Genomic DNA, 22,796 nt, shown 5'->3' with positions numbered 1-22,796 from the left:
GCCAAGTGAACAATAGCTTTGGTCACGTAAATGGCACGTTAGACTTACTGCCTAAACCCCATGGTGAACGCTTTCCTATGATGATCACCGGTGGTTCTCAACAATCGCCTAACTGGGGCGCTGAACATTTAGATGGTTTAATTACCTACCCTCGAAGTCCGAAAATTCAAGCCCATGTAGTGGATAGTTATCAGGCTAAAGTGAATACTTTCAGCAAGCGGCCTAAGCCGATAATGCAACCGCTCTATATTGATATAGATGCTAACGATAACTCACCCGTATCACCGATACATTTAGGCGTTCGCTGTGGAATAAACAAATTACTAGATTACCTTTTGATATTAAGAGATAGCGGGGTTAACCATATAGCTTTAAATCTTAGGTTTAATCGCACACCGGTTGAAAGCACCTTACATAAACTTTCGGAAATGGTGTTACCCCATTTCCATTCCGACGAATTTAATCTTAAAGCTGTCTCGAAAAGAGAAGGAGTAAACGGATGAAAACTATTTTAATTACAGGGTCTACTGATGGTATTGGCCTTGAAACCGTTAAGATGTTGGCACATGAAGGACACAACCTTATTATTCACGGAAGAAACGCTGATAAATTAAAGCATGTTGAGCAAATGTTGAGTGCTGATTACCCTGCAATAAAAGTAACGGGGTTTGTGGCTGACTTAAGTAGTTTTGAGGCAGTGGACAGTTTTGCAACAAAGGTGGCAGAATCTTTTTCTTCAATAGACGTTATTATTAATAACGCTGGGGTATTTCATTCACCTTCAATTGAGACTGCTGAAGGATTAGACGTGCGTTTTATGGTGAACACCATTGCACCATTTATTATTACCCAGAAGCTAATGTCTTTAATGCCCTTGACCCCTACTAGGGGCCGCATAGTAAATGTATCGTCTGCGGCACAAGCGCCAGTTAATTTTGATTTGCTAGGTGCTGCTCCTTCGTTGAGCGATGGTATGGCATACGCGCAAAGCAAACTTGCGATTACTATGTGGACACGTTTTCTTGCCGAGAAATATACGGGTTCTGGGCCTTTGTTTGTATCGGTTAACCCTAAATCTCTATTGGGTAGCAAAATGGTTAAGGAAGCTTATGGCGTTGCCGGTGGCGATTTAGCCATTGGGGCGAAAATATTCGTAGAAGCTGCGCTTAGCGATAGATTTGCCAATGTAAAAGGCGAGTACTTCGACAATGACAATAATCAATTTGCTCCAGCACATCCGTTTGGTGAAAATGCGGAAAATAGAGCGAAGTTAGTCAGTGTTATAGAGTCAGTGATAGCGGGTCATTTAAACTAGGCCCCCATAATTCATTTAAATAATAAATTGTCGTATTCAAAAGCACATGAATAGGTGTGCTTTTTTGCCCATAGTTAATTCTAATTTCCATTCTCTTTCTGTTTCCTTTGATTCCATTTTAAATTCTTAGAACGACATGCTGGCTTAGCATTATTGTTAGGGTTTTTTATGCCTGTAAATTATTCCTCCTATTTGTAATTTTTGTAGGGCAGGGTAATGATTTATAATCTAAGTTTATGATTATGATGAATTTATTGCATGGAATTTTTTTTGCTTTCTTATGTTCTGAAACACGTATGTTCAACCCTAGATAACTATTTTATAGCAATCAATTAGGTAAATCCCAATAAGGAACTGAGATGGCTGAATCGTTTAAATATCAAGGAAACAAAGGTAAAGGCGGCGAATTACACCAAACCGCTTCTCATGGACATCCAACTATGACAACGGCACAAGGTTGCCCTGTTCACGACGATCAAAATTCCCTCAAAGCTGGTCAACGAGGGCCAACTGCTTTAGAAGATCACGTACTTCGAGAAAAGATATTTCACTTCGACCATGAGCGTATTCCCGAGCGAGTGGTACATGCCAGAGGCTTTGGTGCACATGGCTATTTTGAAACTTACGAATCTTTATCAGATATCACATCAGCAGACATTTTTCAGCGTAAAGGCGAAAAAACGCCAGTGTTCACACGCTTTTCCACCGTTGCAGGTAATAAAGGTTCACCCGATTTAGCTCGAGACGTACGCGGTTTTGCCGTGAAATTTTATACTCAACAAGGTAACTGGGATTTGGTGGGTAATAATATTCCAGTGTTCTTTATTCAAGACGCCATTAAGTTCCCAGACCTTATTCATTCAGCAAAACAAGAGCCTGATCGTGGCTTTCCTCAGGCACAAACCGCCCACGACAACTTTTGGGATTTCACTAGTTTATCACCGGAATCGACGCACATGTTGATGTGGGCCATGTCAGATCGCGCAATTCCTCGCTCTTTTCGTTTTATGGAAGGTTTTGGTGTACACACCTTCAAATTCATAAATGCAGACGGTGAAATGAAGTACGTAAAATTTCACTGGAAACCTAAGCAAGGTTTACAGTCGGTAGTGTGGAATGAAGCACTTAAAATTAACGGTGCAGACCCTGATTTTCACCGTCGTGATATGTGGAATGCGCTTCAAGCCGGTGATTTCCCAGAATGGGAGCTAGGTGTTCAGATATTCGACCAAGAATTTGCTGACAGTTTTGAGTTTGATGTATTAGACGCCACTAAGCTTATTCCTGAAGAACAAGTTCCCGTGAAGATTGTAGGTAAAATGGTACTTAACAAGGCAGTAGATAACTTCTTCGCAGAAACAGAACAAGTTGCATTTTGTACTCAAAACATAGTGCCAGGTATCGACTTTACGAACGACCCATTGCTTCAAGGCAGAAACTTTTCCTACTTAGATACCCAATTAAAACGCTTAGGAAGCACCAACTTTACGCAGCTTCCTATTAATGCACCCAAATGCCCAATGCGTCATTTTCAACAAGACGGCCATATGGCAATGCAAAACCCTAAAGGGCGTGCTAACTACGAACCAAATTCGTGGGATGCGGACGAAAACAACCCTAGGGCGTGCCCAGAAACAGGCTTTAAATCTCATGCGGAGCCCATGGAAGGCAGTAAAACGCGCTATCGTTCTGAAACCTTTGCAGACCATTACAGCCAAGCACGGCAGTTTTACATCAGCCAAACTCAAACAGAGCAAGAGCACATGCGTGATGCTTTCGCATTTGAACTGTCAAAGGTTGAACGCTTAGCGATTCGTGAGCGGGTAGTGTCTCATTTACGTAATGTTGATGAAGCATTAGCTAAAAGCGTAGCTGAAGAACTAGGCTTTTTAGAAATGCCTGAGCCCGCAGAAGCAGCAATGCCAACCAGAGAGGATTTACCCGTCTCTGATGCACTGAGTATTTTGAAAAATCCTCCGAGCACGTTTAAAGGTCGTAAATTAGGTATTCTCGTATCTGATGGCATTGATGGAAACATACTTTCAAACCTTATCGATGCACTTATCGCAGAAGGGGCCATGTTCGAGTTAGTCGCTCCGACAGTAGGCGGTGTAACCTGTAGCAAAGGTAAACACATAGCAGCACATCAAAAGATCGATGGTGGTCCATCAGTACTTTATGATGCGGTACTGCTACTACTTTCTGAAGACGGTGCGAAATCGTTATCGATGAAGCCTGAAGCGAAAGACTTTATTTCAGATGCCCATGCTCACCAAAAGTTTGTAGGTTATACATCAGAAGCAATGCCTTTGATTAAGGCTGCAGGTATGGGTGATGCTATGGATGACGGATGGCTTGATGTTGCTGATATAAAACTAGATGCTTTTATCAAGAAACTTCGCGACCTACGTTTTTGGGCGAGAAGCTAGGTAGATTGGTTTTTAGTTTATCGTTCGGGGAGGCGCTATTTGGGCGTTTCCCCTCATGTCTTATAAAATTTTCCCGTGCTAAATTACGTTTTTGATTTAGAATAGTGTAAAAGACTTGTGAAGTTTACTTAGTAGTTATTCCACAAATTAACGCTGAGTAGAGTAATGTAGAAAAGTGCTAACATATTAATATATATAATTTTCTATATAGAAGTCAGTCATAACAACTATTGAGTTTCCAGAGGGAAATATGCAGTACGATACACATCAAAAATTTGCACCTACCACAGTGCTTCTTCATTGGCTTGTTGGCTTAATTATCATTGGCATGCTGGCGTCGGGCGTTTATATGGTCGAGGAAAACGCTTACTGGGTTTTCAGTTGGCATAAATCCTTCGGGTTTATCGTGCTATTTCTTGCGTTAGCGAGAGTTGCGTGGCGCTTAAAGAATGGTTGGCCAACAGCGGCAGGGGACTATACCGCGTTCGTGCATGGTGTGGCTAAAGTTATCCACTGGGTGCTCATTATTAGCACGCTGTTAATGCCTATTTCTGGATTGATGACCTCGGTGCTCGGTGGCCATGGGTTATCTGTGTTTGGATTAGAAGTGTTTGCACAGAACTTTAGTGTTGAAGATCCTGAGAAAACACTGCCGATAAACTACGAGCTTTCAAAATTCGGAGGCACCGTACACCATTATTTAGGGTATGTACTAATTGGAGCCGTTGTACTTCACGTTGCAGGAGCGTTAAAGCACCATATTATGGACAAAGACGGAACGCTAAGACGCATGCTGGGAAAAAGCATTTAATGACTAACACCCAAGGCTGAAATTTGGGCTAAATGCGAACGCCAACAATCATCGAAATTTGTAAAAACCACAGTTTAATGACTGTGGTTTTTTTTGTGTCTTCGTTTACATTTTCATTATTGTTTTGGTTTCTTATGAAAGACCCGCTTCTCTTAGGGCTTTGTCCCAATAAGGTTCGCCACTGTAGCGGGCTTTAAGAAAGTCGATAAAAGCGCGTACTTTGGGGGCTAACAAACGGTTGCTAGGGTAGACCGCCCACAGCGCACATTCAGCTGTTAAAGGGTAATCTTTTAATACTTGAACTAGTTGGCCAGTTTCAAGATACGGAGAGCTACACCAGGTGGCAGTAAGGGTTAAGCCATTGCCTCCAATTGCGGCGTCTCTTACCGCCTCACCATTATCCATACGAATTCGAGTTTTAGGCTTTATCGATACCACGCCTTGTGGGGTGTTAAACTCCCATGTCTCTAAACCCATAAGGTTTACAGCAGCATGTTGTGTTATTTCTTGCGGGGTTTTCGGTTCGCCGTATTTTTTAATATAAGCAGGTGAAGCCACTATAATTCGTTTGTCATCGGCCAGCTTTCTGGCGTGTAGGTTAGAGTCTTTAAGCACCGCATCACGAATAGCTACATCAAATCCACCTTCAATCAAATCTAAAATACTGTCACTGAATCGAAAGTCGATATTTAGCTGCGGGTAAGATGCTAAAAACTCTTCCATTGCAGGAATTAAATGTAAGCGACCGAAAGAGGCCGGAGCGGTTACTCGCAACGTACCTTGTGGCGTTTGTGAGCCAACGCCAACCGCCGCTTGGGCTATTTCAATACTTGATAACACTTCTTCAGCGTGAGGTAGAAATAGTTTGCCTTCATCGGTTAACGACACTTTTCGCGTGGTGCGGTGAATAAGTCGCACACCCAAATTTTCTTCCAATTTATTGATGTGAGCGCTGGCCACGGCAGGGGAAACATTCAGTTCACGCCCAGCTACACTGATATTGTTGGTGTTGGCGATACGCACAAAAAGCTTAAGGTGATCGATGTTCATAATGGATTATCAATAAAATCTATAAACTGTATGTGTTTATAACCCAATTATCATATGCCTGGCTAGTGTCTATTATTAGTCTCGAACTTAACGCAACGAGGCAAACTCACATGAAAGCAATGGTTATTAACGAATTTGGTGGTCATGAAGTATTTACTGCGGCTGACATAGACGCGCCACAAATTAAAGCGGGTCACGTCATTGTGCGTATTGCAGCAACCAGCGTGAACACGGTAGACACCATGATACGTGAAATGGGTCAAGACCTGCCATTTTCTCCTAAACTACCAGGCGGTGTGTTGGGTATGGATTTCGCCGGTACAGTTGAAGCCGTTGGAGAAGGCGTAGATAACTTTAGCGTAGGTGATGAAGTTTATGGTTGCGCAGGTGGTCTAGCCGACTTGCAAGGTGCCTTAGCTGAATTAATGTTAGCCGATGTTCGTCTTATTGCACCTAAGCCTAAATCGTTGTCGATGCGTGAAGCAGCCGCTTTACCTTTGGTTGGCATTACTGCGTATGAGGGTTTAACCCGCGCGCAAACAGCAAAAGGTCAAACCGTATTAGTGCATGGCGGCGCTGGCGGCGTAGGTCACCTTGCTATTCAAATGGCTCGTCACTTTGGTGCTACTGTATTTGCTACTGGCGGCTCAGATGAACAAGCGGCACTGATTGAAAAGCTCGGTGCGACTTATATTGACTACCGTTCGGAAAAAGTGGCTGATTATATTGCTAAGCATACTGATGGCGCTGGTTTCGATGTAATTTATGATTCTGTGGGTGGCGGTAATTTACCTAACTCTTTTGAAGCGGCAAAATTATGCGGCCAAGTGGCGACGACGGTGTCGTTTATTGAAACAGATCTTACCCCAGTGCACTTCAAAGGCTTGAGTTTACATGTTGTGTTCATGCTTATTCCTATGATTCACAACTACAAACGTGAAAGTCACGGAGCGATATTACGCGCTATTACAGATATTGTTGATGCAGGTGCGTTAACGCCAGTATTAGATAGCGAGACGTTTACCCTTGAGCAAACAGGTGATGCACATGCGCGCCTAGCAAGCGGCAAGGCTATGGGCAAAATCGTTATTGATGTAGCCTCTTAAGCTTCTGCGAACTGGTTTGTGAACGAGTTCTTGTATTAGCTTTTAAATTTGTACAGTTTACTATCCCTAAGCGCTACCCTTTGCGCACTTTTCCCCTTGGCGTTAGTAGTTTTGCTCGCCAAAGGGGCTTTTCTTTATATTTCTCCCTTTAATTAATCGTCTCCATCCTCATGTGTGTATTAATAATAATGATCACATTTACTTCAGCTTATAGTTGCGTTGGTCGTTTTTTATGACTATTGATATCTATTGACCGCCACTATTTTCGCTTGCTAATTAGGAAGGAAATATTATGAAAGTAATGCGTTTACAAGACAACAGCGAAGGATTAGACGCGCTTTACTGCGTAGATGAAGCCGAGCCTACAGAGGTGGGTTATGATGAAATTAAGGTAAGAATTCACGCGAGCTCTCTTAACTATCACGATTACAGCGTAGCCACGGGCGCGATCCCTGCTGAAAAAAATCGTATTCCAATGTCTGATGGCGCTGGGGTAGTGGTTGAAGTAGGTGAAGGTGTTACCCAATTTGCACCAGGCGATCATGTGGTTTCTACGTTTTTCCCAGATTGGTTAAATGGCGCGCCCACGGTGGGAGATTTCTCAAGAACCCCAGGCGACGGTATTGACGGATATGCGCGAGAGGTTGTGGTAAAACCGCAGCAATGGTTTACCAAAGCGCCTGCCGATTGGACACACGAAGAGGCTGCAACTATCACTACCGCAGGATTAACCGCATGGCGTGCTTTAGTTGTGGAAGGCGGATTAAAAGCTGGTGACACGGTGTTGTTATTAGGCACTGGCGGCGTATCTATTTATGCGCTTCAAATTGCCAAGGCGATGGGAGCAAAAGTGGCTATTACTTCTAGTTCTGACGAAAAGCTAGAAAAAGCAAAGGCCTTGGGCGCTGATTTTACCGTTAATTATAAAACAGACGAAAAGTGGGGCAAAACCATTGCTAAATGGTCTGGTGGATTAGGCGTAGATCACGTGGTAGAAGTAGGTGGTCCCGCCACACTTGGCCAATCGATTAATGCTTGTAGGGTAGGGGGCAGTATTGTGCTTATTGGCGTATTAACCGGCATAAAAGGCGATATTCCAACAGCGACCCTGATGCGTAAGCAAATTAGGCTAACAGGCGTTATTGTAGGTAGCAATAAAGACCAGTGGGACTTTGTCAGTGCCTTGGAATGTATGAACTTTAAACCTGTAATAGATACTACGTTTGCGCTAGAAAGGTTGTCTGATGCCTTTACGTTTGAAGCTTCGGGTAAGCATTTTGGAAAAATCTGTATTAGTGTATAGATTTGCCGTTAGGCTTTTAGGCCAACAACGCAGTACGCTAATTTGTTAGTGCCTAGTACAGCGTTAGTTAGTACAACGTTGTGTTAGTAAAGATTTCTGTCATTACACAAAGGCGAAAAAAGTGATAGTTAGAAAGTAGCGCAAATTAGCTAGGAGTTTGCGAAAAACTAGCCTGAATACTGTAAGAATATTACCCGGTGTTAGTAGAAAAGGATTGAAAATGAGCTTGGCCAATATCATGTCATCTCGTGTGGTCAGTGTGCATATGGATGATAGTCTAGAGTCGTTGCAGACGTTATTTGCAGAAACCGGGTTTCATCATTTGGTGGTGGTGTATCGTAACCAACTACAAGGGATCATTTCAGATCGGGACCTACTAAAAGCAACCAGTCCTTTTGCTAACACCGTTAATGAACGCTTTCGTGATAGAGCGACACTTGAAAAGAAAGCACATCAAATAATGACACGTAACGTGTTAACCCTTTCGCCAAGCGATTCAATTGTAAAAGCGATTTCGTTATTCAATGATAACAAAATATCATGCATCCCTATTGTTGATGACCACCGCTGCCCAATTGGAATGGTTTCGTGGCGTGATGTAATGCGATATATGGAAGCAAGGGTGAATGCAAAGAAAGGCTAATATGTATTCGTGATAAATAAAAACCAATAAAAAAGGTGCGTATAAACGCACCTTTTTGCTATGTAAAAAGCGAAGGCCTGAAGCCTTGAGCTTTAGATCTTAAAGCGTAAACCTTAAAGCTATGAGTTGTTCGAGTTTCTATAGCTTACTTTAAATAACAAGCTATAAAGTACAGGCACCGCGATAAGCGTAAGAATAGTGGCGAAGGTCAATCCACCCATAATAGTCACAGCCATATCAGCAAAGAAAGCATCGAATAACAGTGGCGCCATCCCTAAAATCGTCGTTACTGCGGCCAAGGACACAGGACGTAAACGACTTAGTGTTGCTTCGATGATGGCCTTGCGAGGTTCTAAGCCTTCTTCAATCTGTAAGTCTATTTCTTCAATAAGTACGATGGCATTTTTAATCAACATGCCGAACAAACTTAAAAAGCCTAACAACGACATAAAGCCAAAAGGCATACTGGTTGAAAGCAGACCTGCCACTACCCCAACGATAGCCATGGGCACCACTAACCATATGATAAGTGGTTGTCTGGCGTGGCCGAACAACAAGACAGAAATGATAAACATGATTAAGAAGCCTGCGGGTAAGCCAGCACCTAGGGCTTCTTGGGCTTCACTTGAGCTTTCAAACTCACCACCCCATTCAAGTTCATATCCAGCAGGCAACTCGATATCTTCTATTAGCGGGCGTATGCGCTCCAATGCTTTACCGGCAGTGTCATCATCACCAGGTTCAGCTTCAACAGTAATTGTACGTAGTCTATCCATTCGGTGAATACGCAGTTCTTCAGCGACTATATCTAAACCGCTAGAAACCTGCATGAAAGGCACATATTGGCTCTGCAAAGAGGACCAAACTTGACTTTCCCTCACAGACTGAATAGCGGTTTCATCGGGTTGGCCCATCTTAGCCACTATGCTATAGGCATAATCACCATCTTGAACACTACCTAATCTTAAGCCGCTGCTAGCATATTGTACTGTCTGACTGAAGTCTGAATGAGAAACCCCCGCAATCCCAGCATTGTAATTATCGTACTGGGTATTTATCGCTACCCCTTTTTCACGCCAGTTGTGGCGAACATCTTTAATCTTGCCATCAGCAAGAATGACGCCTTTTGCTTCTTCAGCAAGGGCGCGGAGGACTTCGGTATCAGGGCCTGAGAATCGAGCTTCTAGCTTAGCGCCAGAACCTGGGCCAAACTGCATTCGCTCCAAATAGAAGCTTGCGTCTAAATCTATGTCATCAAGTAGGTCTGCTAGCTTAGCTTGAACGCCGGGGATATTCTCGAGTTCGTTTACTCTAACCATCATGAAACCGTAGTTTTCGTTGGCACTTTTAGGCGCGTAGGTTAGCGTGAAACGCTCGGCACCTTGGCCAATGATAGTGGTAACAGCGGTAACATTTTCTTGTTTCAAAACGCGCTGTTCAGCTTCTTTCATGATTTCTTCGGTAGCTCTAATATCGCGGTCTTGAGGCCCCCAATAGTGAACGAAAAACAACGGTGCGTTGGATGGTGGGAAGAACCCTTGTTTTACCATGCCAAAGCTGCCGTAAGCCACAATTGTGATAACGGCGAGTACCGCAATGGTAACCCATCGAAGTTTAAGCGCTTTAGTGAGTACGCCGGTAAACCAACGTTGCATGGTTGAAGGCTCATCATCTTCGCTGGTTTGTTTTACCCCTTTGCGATAGAAGTAGGCGCCCAATACCGGCACTAAAGTAACGGCTAGCACCCAACTCATCATGAGCGATACTAATACAACCGCAAATAGTGAATATAAGAACTCACCGGTAGCGTCATTAGATAACCCAATTCCCGAGAACGCAGCAATACCGATAACGGTGGCACCCAGTAAGGGCCATTGCGTTCGTTTTACAATAAAGCTGGCTGCATCTTTTGCTTTGGCGCCCGTCGCCATCCGTAGCATCATACCTTCGGCGACAACAATGGCGTTATCTACTAGCATTCCCATCGCAATAACCATGGCACCAAGCGAGATTCGTTGTAGTTGAATGCCCATCAACCACATAATCAAAATAGTGCCTAACACAGTAACCAACAACACTACACCGACTACTACGCCAGAACGCCAGCCCATAAACAAACATAACGTTAAAGTCACTACCGCAACTGACATTATGAGGTTATTAATAAAACCCGTAACTGACTCATCAACAACCGATGCTTGATCGTAAATAGGTGTAAGCGTGATACCCACAGGAAGCTTGGTTAGTAGTTGGTCAACTTTTGCGTTTACAGCGGTACCCACATCAACAATATTCACGTTCGACAGGGCGGATACAGAAACCGTAAGGGCTTCTTCGCCATTGTAACGAATGAGTTCAGATTGAATGTCTGCTGGTTCTAGCCTTAGCGTGGCAATATCAGAAACTCGAATAGAGCGATTAGTACCAGGTATAACTAAGGATAAGTTGGATATTTCTTCTAATTTATCTGGCGCTCGCTCTACAATTAAGCGTACTTTTTTCTCATCAACTTTTACTCTGCCGCCACTGAATGGACGTAAATTATCTTCAAATAACGCCGTAAAATCAGGGAAGGAAATACCTAAACCAGCAAGTTGATAAGGGTTGATGTAAGCAACAATTTGTTCTGATTGCACGCCACCTACTGTTACTTTAGCCACGCCATCAGTAGTTAACAAATCTCGTCTAATTACCCGTGCGAACTCTCGTAATTCGCTGGTAGTGAAATCTGGGGCGCTTAATGCGTAATAAAGCCCGTAAACATCACCGAAATCATCATACACAACAGGGGCTTCAGAGCCCGTGGGTAATGAAGAAGAAGCATCTCTAAGGCGCTTTCGAAGTTCATCCCAAATTTGGGGTAATTGCTTAGTGTTGTAGTTACTTTTTACTTCTACAGAAATTTCTGACAAAGAAGGGGAAGAAATTGAGGTGACCTCTTTTAACTGCGGCATCTGTTGAATAGCAATTTCTAGTGGTTCAGTAATTTCCTGCTCTACTTTCTCGGCGCTCGCGCCAGAAAAGGAGGTGTATACCTTCACTTGTTTAATAGTAAATTCAGGATCTTCCAATCTACCAATTTTGGTCATCGCAATAATACCGCCAAGCAGTAATATAACGACCATAAGCCAGACGTTAACCGGCTTTTCTATTGAATAACGCGCGATATCCATAAATTACTTTTCTCCCTCATAAGGAAGAACTTTCATGTCTGCTCGCATCTTCGTCGCGCCGGCAGCAACGACTTGTTGTCCTAGCGATAATTCACCTTTGAGTATCGCGAACTCTTCGCGTATATGCTCAACAGTTACACTCTCTTTGTGTACCAATTGACTTGGTTCATCGTAAACCCATACTGAGAAACCAGAGGCTTTGTCGCCTACAAGGGCTTGTACAGGAACTACCACACCATCATTAAACAATGAACCTTCTAATTGTACCTTAACGACCGCACGTGCCCCGGGAGTTAATTGGAATTCCTTTAAAGGCTCCATGGCGAACACGGCTTCGTAAGTTTGTGAAACTGGATCGGGTTGAGTGTTATGCTCAACGTACGAGACTGGATACCATTTACTACTATTCGTAGTTAAAGACGCACTGGCTTGATTAATTTGACGATTGAGGTTGGCAGTAAGCAATCGCTCAGGAATGTTGATATTGAAGTAAATTTTAGATAAATCTTGAATGCGAGCTATCGGCGTGCCCGCTGCCACGAAGCTATTGTTTTCGACTAAACGCTGGGAAACCTTTGCATCAAATGGGGCATAAAGCTGCGTATAACTTAAGTCTTGTTTAGCGGTTTTTAGTTCTATTTCCGCTAATTCATAGGCTGTTTTGGCAGTATCAAGCGTGCTTTGTGCCACGAGCTTTTGCGCGTACATTTTTTGGATTCGGTCAAATTCTCGCTTGGATTGCTCTAAACGCGTACGCTGTTCGTCTACTATACGTTCGAACGGCTGCCTATCAATAGTGGCTAGCAGCTTTCCTTCTTGAATATCGCTACCGGTCACCAAATCCATTTGAACAAGTCGCCCTGACACTTCAAAGCTAAGGTCGATGGTTTTAACCGCAGAAACAACAGCTGGGAAAGTAAATTCATCGAACGTAGGTACTTCGCTAACGGTTGCAAGTTTTACATAACGAGGGGGGATTGTTTTTTGTTGCGTATCATCCTCAGATGAACACCCTGATAGAGTAAAAATAGTTAAAGCAGCGAACGCTATTACATAACGAATTTGCGAAATGGGCATAGGAATTTTTCGATCCGGATTAAAGGTGAATACAGTATAGACGACTATGTTTACATATATTAAAAGTAAACTGAACGGTGCATTTTAGAGATCATCCATTGAAAAGTAAACTGTGCGGTGTAAAATGAAAGTATATTATTTTTAGGCAATGGGATTATGACTAGCACAACTCGAACGCGAAGTGATGTTAAGCGAGATGCTATTATTCAAGCAGCTAAACATGCATTTCAGGAATTTGGAGTAAACGGCACCAGCATGGATAAGCTGGCTGAGCTAGCGAACGTGTCTAAAAGAACCGTTTATAACCACTTTTCCGCCAAAGAAGAGTTGGTGATGCACCTTATCAAAGAGCAATGGCATACTGCACTTGTTGATAATGGAGCGCCGTATGATCCCACGCAAGCATTAGCCGACCAGTTAATTAGCATGATTTTAATTGATATTAACTTTATGAGTGGCGACGAACACCTAGAGTTAGCTCGCGTAGCTATCGGTCATTTTTTCTATGAGCCTTCTAGATTGAAAGATGAAGTTGCCCAACTTCAAGCCCAAGAAAAAGCCATGCACAAGTGGTTAAGAAGCGCTAAAAAAGATAATCGAATGGCCTTTGACGATATAGACCAGGTGGTTGAAGAAATGGATAGCCTTGTAAAGGGGCAGTGTTTTTGGCCTCAGCTATTCAAGCTGGAAGACCCGCTTACAGAAGAGCGAAAAATGCAGATAGCCAAAAGTGCGACCGCGCTAATTCTTAGCCGCTATGAGGTTAATGAGTAGTACAGTAAGAATTCCCATTTCCTATCACTTATGAGCTTCACTACGTTGAGCCTGGTATAAATAGATAGATAGTCATCTAAACTCCCACCGCTAAGTAGCGATGGGGGGTATCCAGATATTAATACAACATACTATTGTGTTTCGTATTTTACTTCGCCAGTATTCTTACCTGAAGAGTCATTCTCACTTTGAGCCTTAACGTCATTTACGCGAGATCTACGGGAAATTTTACTTTTTATCCATGAAAACGGTACGGCCAAATCCAGCAAGATTAAGTACAAGCAAGGAACGAGAATAAGCGTGACCAGTGTAGCGTAAAGCACGGCAAACCCGAGTGCAGCGGCCATAGGTACCACGAATGCTGCTTGTAGGCTGCTTTCAAACATAATAGGTAGTACACCGGCAAAGGTCGTAATAGAGGTCAGTGTGATAGCTCTAAAACGTGCGCTACCTGCTTCGGTTACGGCTTCTCTTACACTGTAACCTTGAGCGCGGCGCTGATTGACAAAGTCTGTCATTACTAGGGAGTCATTTATTACCACACCAGCGGCGGCTATCAGGCCAAAGGTAGACATCATGCTTAAATCTAGATCGAGCCAGAAGTGCCCCCATATGGCCCCAGTAAAGCTAAACGGAATAACCGACATTATAATAAGTGGTTGCCCGTAGCTTTTAAGCGGTACCGCTAATAGTATATAAACCATGATCATAGCGGCTAAGAAAAACAATAATTGCTCACTTTGCTGCGCTTGTTGCTCTTCAATGTCACCGCCTAACTCAGTCATCACTGAAGGGAATTCTTCTTGAAGTTGCGGTAATAGCTTTTCCTTAATTTGCTCTACTACTTCGTTCGGCTCTACAGCCTCTTCATCAATATTGCCCCACACATACACGCTGCGATAACCACCTTCGCGGCGAATGTAACTAATCCCAGGTTTTTCTTCCAACAAGACTACGTCACCAAGCAGTACATCACGGCCTTCAGGCGTTTTGATAACGGTATATTTTAAATCGGCAAAACGCTCTCGGGTAAGTTCGGGATAGCGCACCATTACCTTCACCTCCTCGCCATTACGAATAACTCGCTGGGCTTCGCCGCCGTAGAAACTAGCGCCTACTTGAGAGGCAATATCTGATAACGTTAGGCCTAGGTCGTATGCCACGGGCAACATGACTAATTGTACTTCTTTGCTGGCTGGATCTATGGTTGAACTAACATCAAATAGCCCATCTTGTTGTTGCAGCATTTCAATAAACTTCAGACCAGCAGCGTTCAGTGTGTTGATATCCGGGCCAAACAGTAGGTAGCCAAACTCACCGTCATTGCCGCCACCATTGACATCATCTACCACGATGAACGACTTCATGCCGGGTATTTCTGGTATGGCTTCGCGCCAGCGCCTTGCTAGTTCAAAAGTATCGATAGGGCGTTCGTCTTCGTGAACCAGAGGCGTAAGGATTCGGCCTTCGGTACGCTCTTCATTGAAGACAAGCCTATCGCGGATCATACCTGTACCGAATTCTTCTATAACCTGCTCTTCAACATTTAAAATAGTTTGCTCTATGGTTTTTAACGCAATTATTGTGGCTTCATCAGACACGTTTTCGTTCATTTCAATGCGCACACTAGGAAAGTCGTGGGGCACTTTGGGATTAGGAACCATGCGAACATAATTTGCGTTAATTAAACCAATACTAATCATCAATATGCCAAAGAAAAGGAAGAATACTGCCCAACGCCACTTTAATGCGCGTTCCACCGTGCGTTTGTATGGACCATTCACGAAACCATAAAATTTGGTGTTGAATTTGTCCCGCCAGCTGCCTTTTTTGATGGGAGAGAAGTGAGTATGGGCAATATGCGCAGGTAATATCAGTTTTGATTCAATTAAACTGAATACCAAACAGAAAATAACCACAATGGCAATATTGTAGAAGAAAGTGCCTTCAGGTCCGCTACTAAGGGTAAAAGGAGCAAATACCGCAATAGTGGTCAATACACCGAATGTGGCTGGTGTAGCAACACGTTTTGCGCCACGTACTACATTGTCGATACCGCCGCCCTTGCTTTCTATTTCAGTATAAGCGCTTTCTCCTATAACTATGGCATCGTCTACCACAATACCTAACACCATAATAAACGCGAATAACGATAAGATATTGATGCTTATTCCGAAAACAGGCATCAACATAACCGCGCCCAAGAAACACACAGGTAACCCTACCATAACCCATAACGCTAATTTAAAGCGTAAAAAGAGGGTAAGCATTAAGGCAACAAGAATAGAGCCCTGGAATAAGTTTTTAAGCATCATGTCTAAGCGGGCGTTGAGGTAGTAGGTCATATCAACCAACACTTCTAAACTTACCCCATCTGGCAAGGTTTTATTTCTTTGCTCTATATAGGCTTTAACCGTGTTCGCGACCGGAATTGTATTTTGGCTCTTAGTTGCACTTACCGACATGAAAATCGCGTTTTTACCGTTGAACTTGAAGTAGCGTTCACCTTCGGTAAAGCCGTCTTTAATTACTGCAATATCCCCTAATGTAACTTTTGCACCAGCGGTACCAATTTTAACGGGAATTTGCGCAAACTCACTGCCACTGTAGTATTGATTTTCCACTCGAACAGAGATGATACCTGCGTTTGTACGTAATTGGCCCGCAGAAATATTGGCTGAATAGTTACCCACTGCGCGACTAACATCGGCAATGGTTAAGTTATATTTGCGCAGCATTTCAGGCTTGATTTCAATGGCTATTTCGTCACTTGGTGCTGATAAGTTAACCAAAGATACATTACCCAGCTGAAGTAACTCATCTTCAATGTCTTTGGCAATAGCCTTAAGCTCGGGAAGAGGTAAGTCGCCTACCAAAGGCATATCTATGACTTCTTGGCGAAACTCAATTTGAGAAATATTCACCGGCTCCATACCGGCAGGGAAGGTGGCTATACTATCTACCCGTAGTTTTACTTTATCAAGTACATCTGTTAGCTCTTCGTCGGTATCAATTTCAAGCTCTAATGTGCCATAGTCACGGAATGCACGGGCTACCGTTCTATTTATCTCGGTAACGTCTTTTAGCGACTCTTCCACCTTAATAAGAATACTTTCTTCGATTTCTTGGGGGGATGCACCAGGGTATTGCGCCGATATCGAGATATAGTTTATTTCAATATTAGGAAACATTTGGCGCTGAATAGTAAAGTAGCTGGCTAGCCCCATGATGATGATGAATATCATTAACAAGTTGGCGGCTACGGCATTATTCGCAAACCACGCAATAATACCGGTTTCAGATTTCGTTTTAATCATGGCAGTGCTCCTATTTCGCGGTATCGCTGTTTGCCGCAAAATCAGCGCTATTATCGATGATTTTCACTTCCATGCCATTTTGAGGGTACTCAGGTAAAGACATCACCACTTTGTTCGGGTTAAACGTACCTTGAATGAGAAAGTCCCCGCCATCTTCACGAATTACTTGAATTTTCTGTGACACCAATTTGTTTTCTTCATCAATTGTCCACAACGTGCGGTTGGTCACCAATTCTTGTGGGATGCGGTATACATCTTCTAACTTTTTACCTTCAAAGCTAATGGTGGTGTAGGTGCCAAATTTTACTATTGGATGAGTGGAATTTAAGGCGTAAGGATCTTCAATTCGAGCAACAAAGTGAGTCATACGGGTAGCGTTATCTATCACGCCCGTATCTCGGTGAATAATAGCATTCACTTGAGTTTTACTTAGGTCGTCTAAAATTAATGTGGCTTTCTTACCTAAGGTATTGTCGTCTAAAAATACGCGGTCGAACCCTGCGATAGGGAAGGTGATTTCTGCCTGTTCTATGTTATTAATAACGGCTGCTGTAGTACCTTGAGTAACATAATCACCGGTACTTATTTCCCGCGAAATAACTAATGCATCGTAAGGTGCGGTTATCTCGCAGTTATCTAAGTCGCGTTTAGCAATTTTAAGTTGTGCTTCTGCTGACTTAACGGAAGCTTGAGCGCTCATGACTTGAGGCTTTCTTAAGTATAAATCGGTCACTCTTGCATCAGGCATAGACTTGGCTTCTTGCGCTGCCACATCTGCTTGGGCTTGTTCCTGAATTAACTGAGCCTGTGCACTGGATAGGTTTGCTTGGGCTAGCAGTAATGCTGCCTCGTAAGCGTCTTTCTCTACAGAGAAGAGAACTTCGCCACGGCGAATTAATCCGCCGCTAACAAATTTAGGATTCCATGATTCAACTTCGCCTGACACTTGAGCTGCAAGATTGGTGCTCTCAAGAGGTTGAACTTCACCGTAAGAAGAAAGTGTGATGACCGAGCTTTCAAGATTAACTTGCTTGATAGTGACGGTGGGACGGGTATCGACTGCTTCCGTAATTACTGAATCTGAAGCTGATGCTTCAATTCCTTTCATTATAAAATAACTGACTATTAGTATTGCTACAGGCAGTATGAATTTCATCCACTTCATGATTAGTTCTTTTCTATATTAATTAACTATGTGCAGTGTAACGCCAAACTGTGTCAAAGTTATTTATCAATTGTAACTAATCGTGTGCTTTTGGCTTTAACTCTGATGCGGTACACACCTTATTGCGGCCGTTATTTTTCGCCTGATACAAAGCTTGATCGGCTAGATTAAGCGCGGTGGTCAGTGTGATTGAAGGGGTAATTTCACATACGCCGAAGCTTGAGGTTACTTGGTGATGTTTATCATTTATTGGGATTGATCTAGCACTCAGATTTTCCCTAATTTGTTCCGTAACGTTTTTAGCGTCTTGTTCGCTAGTTTCGGGGAATATAAATAGAAACTCTTCGCCGCCCCAACGTGAAAGGCTATCTTGCACTCTTAACCTGCGGCTAAATGCATCTGAAACTTGCTTTAATACTTCATCACCCGCGTCGTGGCCAAAGGTATCGTTAATGGACTTAAACCTGTCTATATCTGCAAGCGCGATAGAAAAGGGCTTATTATTTCGCTGCATTCTGCTGAGCTCTTGCTCAAGCTGTTGTTGACCACCACGACGGTTTAATAACGTGGTGAGTGGGTCGTAGCGCGCTTGGCGTTCGAATTGTTCGCTTAAGTACATTGCTGTGTTGTAACTGCGTTGGCGGCTGTACTCATAAAATGCAGATAAGAAGGATACGGTGATAAATGAATAGAGCAGGCGAGTTTTAAATTCGAAAGAATATTCAGTAGTAAGTAGGGCATTATCTGGGGCAAACAGCACAATAACTACCAGCGAGATAAACCCTGTAAGCGCTAAAATGCCACGGCGAAAGCCGGTAAAGAACATAGTGACGGGGGGCACGGTGAATATCCAGAGTGGCCCAGTACCTGCGTTTCCACCAGTAACAACCAGTATTAACATCAACGACATTAAGCAAGCGATGATAACCATCGCAGAAATAAAACTACCCCGTTTAGCGCCTATCGTCGCTTGCATTTTATACGCTATAGCAAACAAAATACTGGCCGTTAGCAAAATAAAAGTAAGCTGAATATCCTGAGCGAATAGTGCCCTAAAACCTAGTATGAAGGTTAATGCCATGCCCACGGCAGAAAACATGTTTACTACTCTGATTCGACGGTTTACGTCGTCAGATAGTGATTTATGTGTTCCAAGCTCGATGAACTTTTTAAGGGCATTAAGCATAAATGTTATTCTTGCATCTGATTGACGTCACTAGCAATATCGGTTGCTAAGGCAGTAATAGCCTCCCGCATTACTTCAATACTGGCAGGGAAACCGTCATTTTCAAGGGGAAAGGTGTAATCAAAATGTATCGCTGATTGAGCTTCATCAAGGTGCTTTAGTGTGTATTGTCCGCTAAAAACAATGTCGCCTTGCCAAGTGGCAATAAAGTCATCTATCTGCAGGGTTAAATAGTCTTGAACGTTTTGGGCATCGACATTGTGGGTAAGCAAGGTTACCCCTTTTGAACGTAATGCGCCTTTCAACGCTTTGGTAATACCTTCATCAAGGGGCTCTGCCCACAGGTGCTCAGTGGCAATATGTAAATTGGTTGAACTAGTTTGATACACCAATCCTCTTTGCTTTAAATAATCGGGCAAGATTATTTTATTGATTAACAGGCTAGACGATGTTTCAGATGTAGCCTGCGATGATGTTGAGTGAAGTAGGTAATACTGCAACGTGCCGCCAGAAGATACACAGCCGACTAAGGATGCGCCCAAAAGTAGGGTCATCACCAGCTTGGTGATATTTATTCGATTAACGAATTTGTACCCATGTAAATTATGATTTTTCATAGTTATCCTTCTACAACGTGGCGTTGTCGCCTAAGTAAACTGGCATTATTTTTTAGCCTTTGGCTCAATACCCGAACCATTGCTGTCGGTGAATATTAAGCTGTTCGGCGATTGATTCAGTTTTAATAGCAGAGGTTGTAAATTACGCATGGTGTCTTGCATGGTATCTACAGTTTCTTTTATTTCAGACTGGCTCAAACCACCTTCGCTGTAATTTTTAAGTAGGCTGTCTAAGCTCACTAACACCTGATTCAAATTGGTATTAAGCAATTCGGTATCGACATTTTCTATCAGTAAGTCAAAATCATCACTGGCGGTTTCTACAGACTGAGCAGCTAGTTTCATATCTTCTACTGCAAGCAGCACGTTTGATACCATATCACCCAATGGCAATTGATTAATTTTGTCTAAAATAGCATCTGCTTTTTGCGTAATTTGGGTAAATTCATTCGACACTGTCGGAATAATTTCATACCCATTGAGCATACCTATTTGGCCTGTGTCATCTGGGTTTGAAACATGTTGTAGGTCTACAAACAGGCCACCCGTCAATACATTTCCCATTCGAAGTGTGGCTCTTAAATCTTTGCGTAACCAATTGCGCATGGTTTGCTTAATGGCACTTAAGCCTTCTTCAGTGTCGGGTTGTCTTACCTTGCCTGGGTAAATATTAATGATGACGGGAATAGGGTAGTCACGTTCTAGTATATTTCCCTTCACCTCAGGGAATGAGTTAATAGCAGTCACATTACCTATTTCAATTCCTCGGTATTCAACCGGCGCGCCTACGGTAAGTCCGCGGACACTTTCGTCAACCAAAAGCACATACTCCGCTGCTAGTTTGTAACGGGCATTCGACGCGGTTGCGATGTCACCATAAATGGTAAAAAAGGCGTTCTCTACCACTCGCTCACCTATTTGTACGCCTTCAGGTACACCAAAGGTAATGCCGTTGGCTAGCAGGGTTTCAAGACTACCGGTTTCCATTTTTACACCGCTAGATTCAAGCTTGAATTTAACGCCGCTTACATCCCAGAAACGGGTATTTGCAGTAATAAGCTTATGATAGGGCGCTTGAATAAAGGCATCGTAATACACCACGCGCTCTTCAATATTAAATTCAGCATCTTCAAATTCACCTACTTTAAATCCTTTATAAATAATAGGGTCGCCAGGCTTGTAGGCAAATTCATCATCGCTTTGTAGAATGACATGTAATCCAGGCGTACCTGCCGGCGTCACCGGTGGGCGTTCAAGAGCAATGAAATCCAGCTTTTCATTGCCACTGTCATTGGCGGCCATGGCAATATAACTACCAGATAAAAGCGTATTTAATCCAGATACTTCTGAAAAACTAATACGTGGTGCCACCACCCAAAATTCGCTTTTGTCGGTGAGAAGATGAGAGGCATTGGCGTCAATACGGGCGGTAACCAGCACCCCATCTAAATCGGGTTTTAAGGTGATTTTTTTCACCTGGCCTACATCTAGGTCACGCACCTTGATTGGGGTTTTGTTCACTTCTATGCCGGTGGCAGATTGTAACTCAATGGTGATCAATGGGCCTTGATTTTGCCATTGTTGATAAATCATCCAACCACCAACCACGATCACTAATATGGGGATTATCCATATGCGAGAGATTGATTTTGAGGAAGTGATTTTTGCCTCTTCTGTCATGGTAATTGTTTCCAGTGCTGCCAAATTAGCCGTGAATCAAATGTCATGGCGGCTATCATCGTTGTAAAGACCACCGCGCAGAACGCAAGTGCAGCGGGGCCGGGGAAAATTGAAAGAGTGTTACCCATTTGAATGAGTGCAACTAATACAGCCACTACGAATACGTCAATCATAGACCAGCGACCTATAGCTTCAGTGATGCGGTAATATTTAATTCGTAATTGTGTAGAGCCAGTGCGGCTAAACTGCACACTTAAGTTAAGCCAACATAAAATAATAATTTTTGCCACAGGCACTACTACACTGGCGACTAAAATAACCAAGGCAATAGGGTAAGACCCCGACTCCCATAATGTAATTACACCGCCAATAATAGTGCTTGGCGTTTCTTGACCGAAAAAGTTGGTGCGCATAATAGGGAGAAGGTTTGCAGGGATATACAAAATGGTGGCGGTAAGGAGTAATGCCCACGTACGCTGAATACTTTCGCTGGCTTGCTTTTCTTTAAGTGGCTTTGGCGGCGGTAAATCACCTTGGTGCAGCCACAATGCAAACCCAGTAGTGTCAAAATTTGACATTGAACAGGCCATAAAAGTAGTGAACCCGATAAATGCATAAAAAGACATGCCAATGGCAACATCGGCCAATTCGGTTATTTTGATTAGGCTGACTAAGGTGCCTACCAAAAATATCTCGGCCATGCTCCAAGGCAGCAAGGCTCTGACCCAATAAAACACCCGCTTTATAAACGGTGTGCGTGTATTTCTTAAATGTGCTAATCCCAAGGTGATAAAACCCAGTAGTACCATGCCAGGTAAAATGAGCGTAGATAAGCCGGTTATAATAGCGAGGGAAAGGTAGTCGTTTTCTATCAGTACAGACAGACCACCGGGAAGGTCAATACTGTGTTTTTGCCCACTTGATTTAAACGTCAAAAAGTTAAATGGTAGGGATAACGCCAGAAATACAAACGCACTAATTGAAAACGCCAGTAGTCTCTCACTCGCATTTCGTTTAAATGTGAGTAAGGTATGTTGGCATCGAGGGCATACTGCACGCTCGCGATGACTCAATTCGGGCAATACAACGCGGTTATGGCATTGTTCACAAACGAGAGTTAACCTAGTACCTTCATCCATAGGGGGTTAAG

Annotated in this window: 17 protein-coding genes; 8 read left to right on the top strand and 9 right to left on the bottom strand. The window is 43.2% G+C overall.

What is annotated here, in order from left to right; all coding sequences use genetic code 11:
- The first annotated feature begins 5 nt into the window (after window positions 1-5).
- The 4 genes from Q4561_RS17660 (at window position 6) to Q4561_RS17645 (ending at window position 4,555) form a co-directional block, all read left to right on the top strand.
- Complete coding sequence (locus Q4561_RS17660; protein WP_303462522.1) at window positions 6-503, top strand: hypothetical protein; 498 nt, start codon at window positions 6-8, stop codon at window positions 501-503.
- The gene (locus Q4561_RS17655; protein WP_303462520.1) at window positions 500-1,315 is read left to right on the top strand and encodes an SDR family NAD(P)-dependent oxidoreductase; all 816 of its coding nucleotides are present in this window, start codon (window positions 500-502) and stop codon (window positions 1,313-1,315) included. The genes Q4561_RS17660 and Q4561_RS17655 overlap by 4 nt, the downstream gene beginning before the upstream one ends.
- A 359-nt stretch (window positions 1,316-1,674) precedes the next feature.
- The gene (locus Q4561_RS17650) at window positions 1,675-3,744 is read left to right on the top strand and encodes a catalase (RefSeq protein WP_303462518.1); all 2,070 of its coding nucleotides are present in this window, start codon (window positions 1,675-1,677) and stop codon (window positions 3,742-3,744) included.
- Window positions 3,745-3,994: 250 nt separating this feature from the next.
- Entirely contained in the window at window positions 3,995-4,555 is a 561-nt protein-coding gene (locus Q4561_RS17645; protein ID WP_303462517.1) for a cytochrome b, read from the top strand.
- A gap of 132 nt (window positions 4,556-4,687) precedes the next feature.
- On the opposite strand, the gene Q4561_RS17640 is transcribed toward Q4561_RS17645, so the two are convergent.
- On the bottom strand, window positions 4,688-5,605 hold the full coding sequence (locus tag Q4561_RS17640; RefSeq protein ID WP_303462515.1) for a LysR family transcriptional regulator: 918 nt from the start codon (window positions 5,603-5,605) through the stop codon (window positions 4,688-4,690).
- A 110-nt stretch (window positions 5,606-5,715) separates the two neighbouring features.
- Here Q4561_RS17640 and Q4561_RS17635 point away from each other — a divergent pair, with 110 nt between their 5' ends.
- From Q4561_RS17635 to Q4561_RS17625, 3 genes are all read left to right on the top strand, one after another.
- Window positions 5,716-6,711, top strand: a complete 996-nt coding sequence (locus Q4561_RS17635) for a zinc-dependent alcohol dehydrogenase family protein (protein WP_303462512.1) — start codon at window positions 5,716-5,718, stop codon at window positions 6,709-6,711.
- Window positions 6,712-7,003: 292 nt separating this feature from the next.
- Window positions 7,004-8,014, top strand: a complete 1,011-nt coding sequence (locus Q4561_RS17630) for an NAD(P)-dependent alcohol dehydrogenase (RefSeq protein WP_303462510.1) — start codon at window positions 7,004-7,006, stop codon at window positions 8,012-8,014.
- A 220-nt stretch (window positions 8,015-8,234) separates the two neighbouring features.
- Window positions 8,235-8,657, top strand: a complete 423-nt coding sequence (locus Q4561_RS17625) for a CBS domain-containing protein (RefSeq protein ID WP_303462508.1) — start codon at window positions 8,235-8,237, stop codon at window positions 8,655-8,657.
- Window positions 8,658-8,776: 119 nt separating this feature from the next.
- Here the strand turns inward: Q4561_RS17625 and Q4561_RS17620 are convergent, their stop codons facing one another.
- Window positions 8,777-11,830: an efflux RND transporter permease subunit gene (locus Q4561_RS17620; protein WP_303462506.1), complete on the bottom strand. Its 3,054-nt coding sequence runs from the start codon at window positions 11,828-11,830 to the stop codon at window positions 8,777-8,779.
- Between the two features lie 3 nt (window positions 11,831-11,833).
- The gene (locus tag Q4561_RS17615; RefSeq protein WP_303462504.1) at window positions 11,834-12,907 is read right to left on the bottom strand and encodes an efflux RND transporter periplasmic adaptor subunit; all 1,074 of its coding nucleotides are present in this window, start codon (window positions 12,905-12,907) and stop codon (window positions 11,834-11,836) included.
- A 156-nt stretch (window positions 12,908-13,063) separates the two neighbouring features.
- Between Q4561_RS17615 and Q4561_RS17610 the strand changes: the two genes are divergently transcribed.
- Window positions 13,064-13,681, top strand: a complete 618-nt coding sequence (locus tag Q4561_RS17610) for a TetR/AcrR family transcriptional regulator (RefSeq protein WP_303462503.1) — start codon at window positions 13,064-13,066, stop codon at window positions 13,679-13,681.
- 131 nt (window positions 13,682-13,812) lie between these two features.
- Here Q4561_RS17610 and Q4561_RS17605 read toward each other — a convergent pair whose 3' ends face one another.
- From Q4561_RS17605 to Q4561_RS17580, 6 genes are all read right to left on the bottom strand, one after another.
- The gene (locus tag Q4561_RS17605) at window positions 13,813-16,998 is read right to left on the bottom strand and encodes an efflux RND transporter permease subunit (protein WP_303462501.1); all 3,186 of its coding nucleotides are present in this window, start codon (window positions 16,996-16,998) and stop codon (window positions 13,813-13,815) included.
- A 10-nt stretch (window positions 16,999-17,008) separates the two neighbouring features.
- Window positions 17,009-18,163 carry an efflux RND transporter periplasmic adaptor subunit gene (locus tag Q4561_RS17600; protein WP_303462499.1) on the bottom strand — a complete coding sequence of 385 codons (1,155 nt, stop codon included), beginning with the start codon at window positions 18,161-18,163 and terminating at the stop codon, window positions 17,009-17,011.
- 76 nt (window positions 18,164-18,239) lie between these two features.
- On the bottom strand, window positions 18,240-19,349 hold the full coding sequence (locus tag Q4561_RS17595; protein WP_303462498.1) for a GGDEF domain-containing protein: 1,110 nt from the start codon (window positions 19,347-19,349) through the stop codon (window positions 18,240-18,242).
- 5 nt (window positions 19,350-19,354) lie between these two features.
- Window positions 19,355-19,966 carry a membrane integrity-associated transporter subunit PqiC gene (locus Q4561_RS17590; protein ID WP_303462496.1) on the bottom strand — a complete coding sequence of 204 codons (612 nt, stop codon included), beginning with the start codon at window positions 19,964-19,966 and terminating at the stop codon, window positions 19,355-19,357.
- Window positions 19,967-20,011: 45 nt separating this feature from the next.
- Window positions 20,012-21,646: an intermembrane transport protein PqiB gene (gene pqiB / locus Q4561_RS17585; protein ID WP_303462494.1), complete on the bottom strand. Its 1,635-nt coding sequence runs from the start codon at window positions 21,644-21,646 to the stop codon at window positions 20,012-20,014.
- On the bottom strand, window positions 21,643-22,785 hold the full coding sequence (locus Q4561_RS17580) for a paraquat-inducible protein A (RefSeq protein WP_303462492.1): 1,143 nt from the start codon (window positions 22,783-22,785) through the stop codon (window positions 21,643-21,645). The genes pqiB and Q4561_RS17580 overlap by 4 nt, the downstream gene beginning before the upstream one ends.
- Window positions 22,786-22,796 lie beyond the last annotated feature (11 nt).

This window comes from Alteromonas sp. 1_MG-2023 (assembly GCF_030547075.1).
Lineage (GTDB): Bacteria > Pseudomonadota > Gammaproteobacteria > Enterobacterales > Alteromonadaceae > Alteromonas.
The sequence above is the reverse complement of the archived record's forward strand: the minus strand, read 5'-3'. Positions and strand labels throughout refer to the sequence as shown.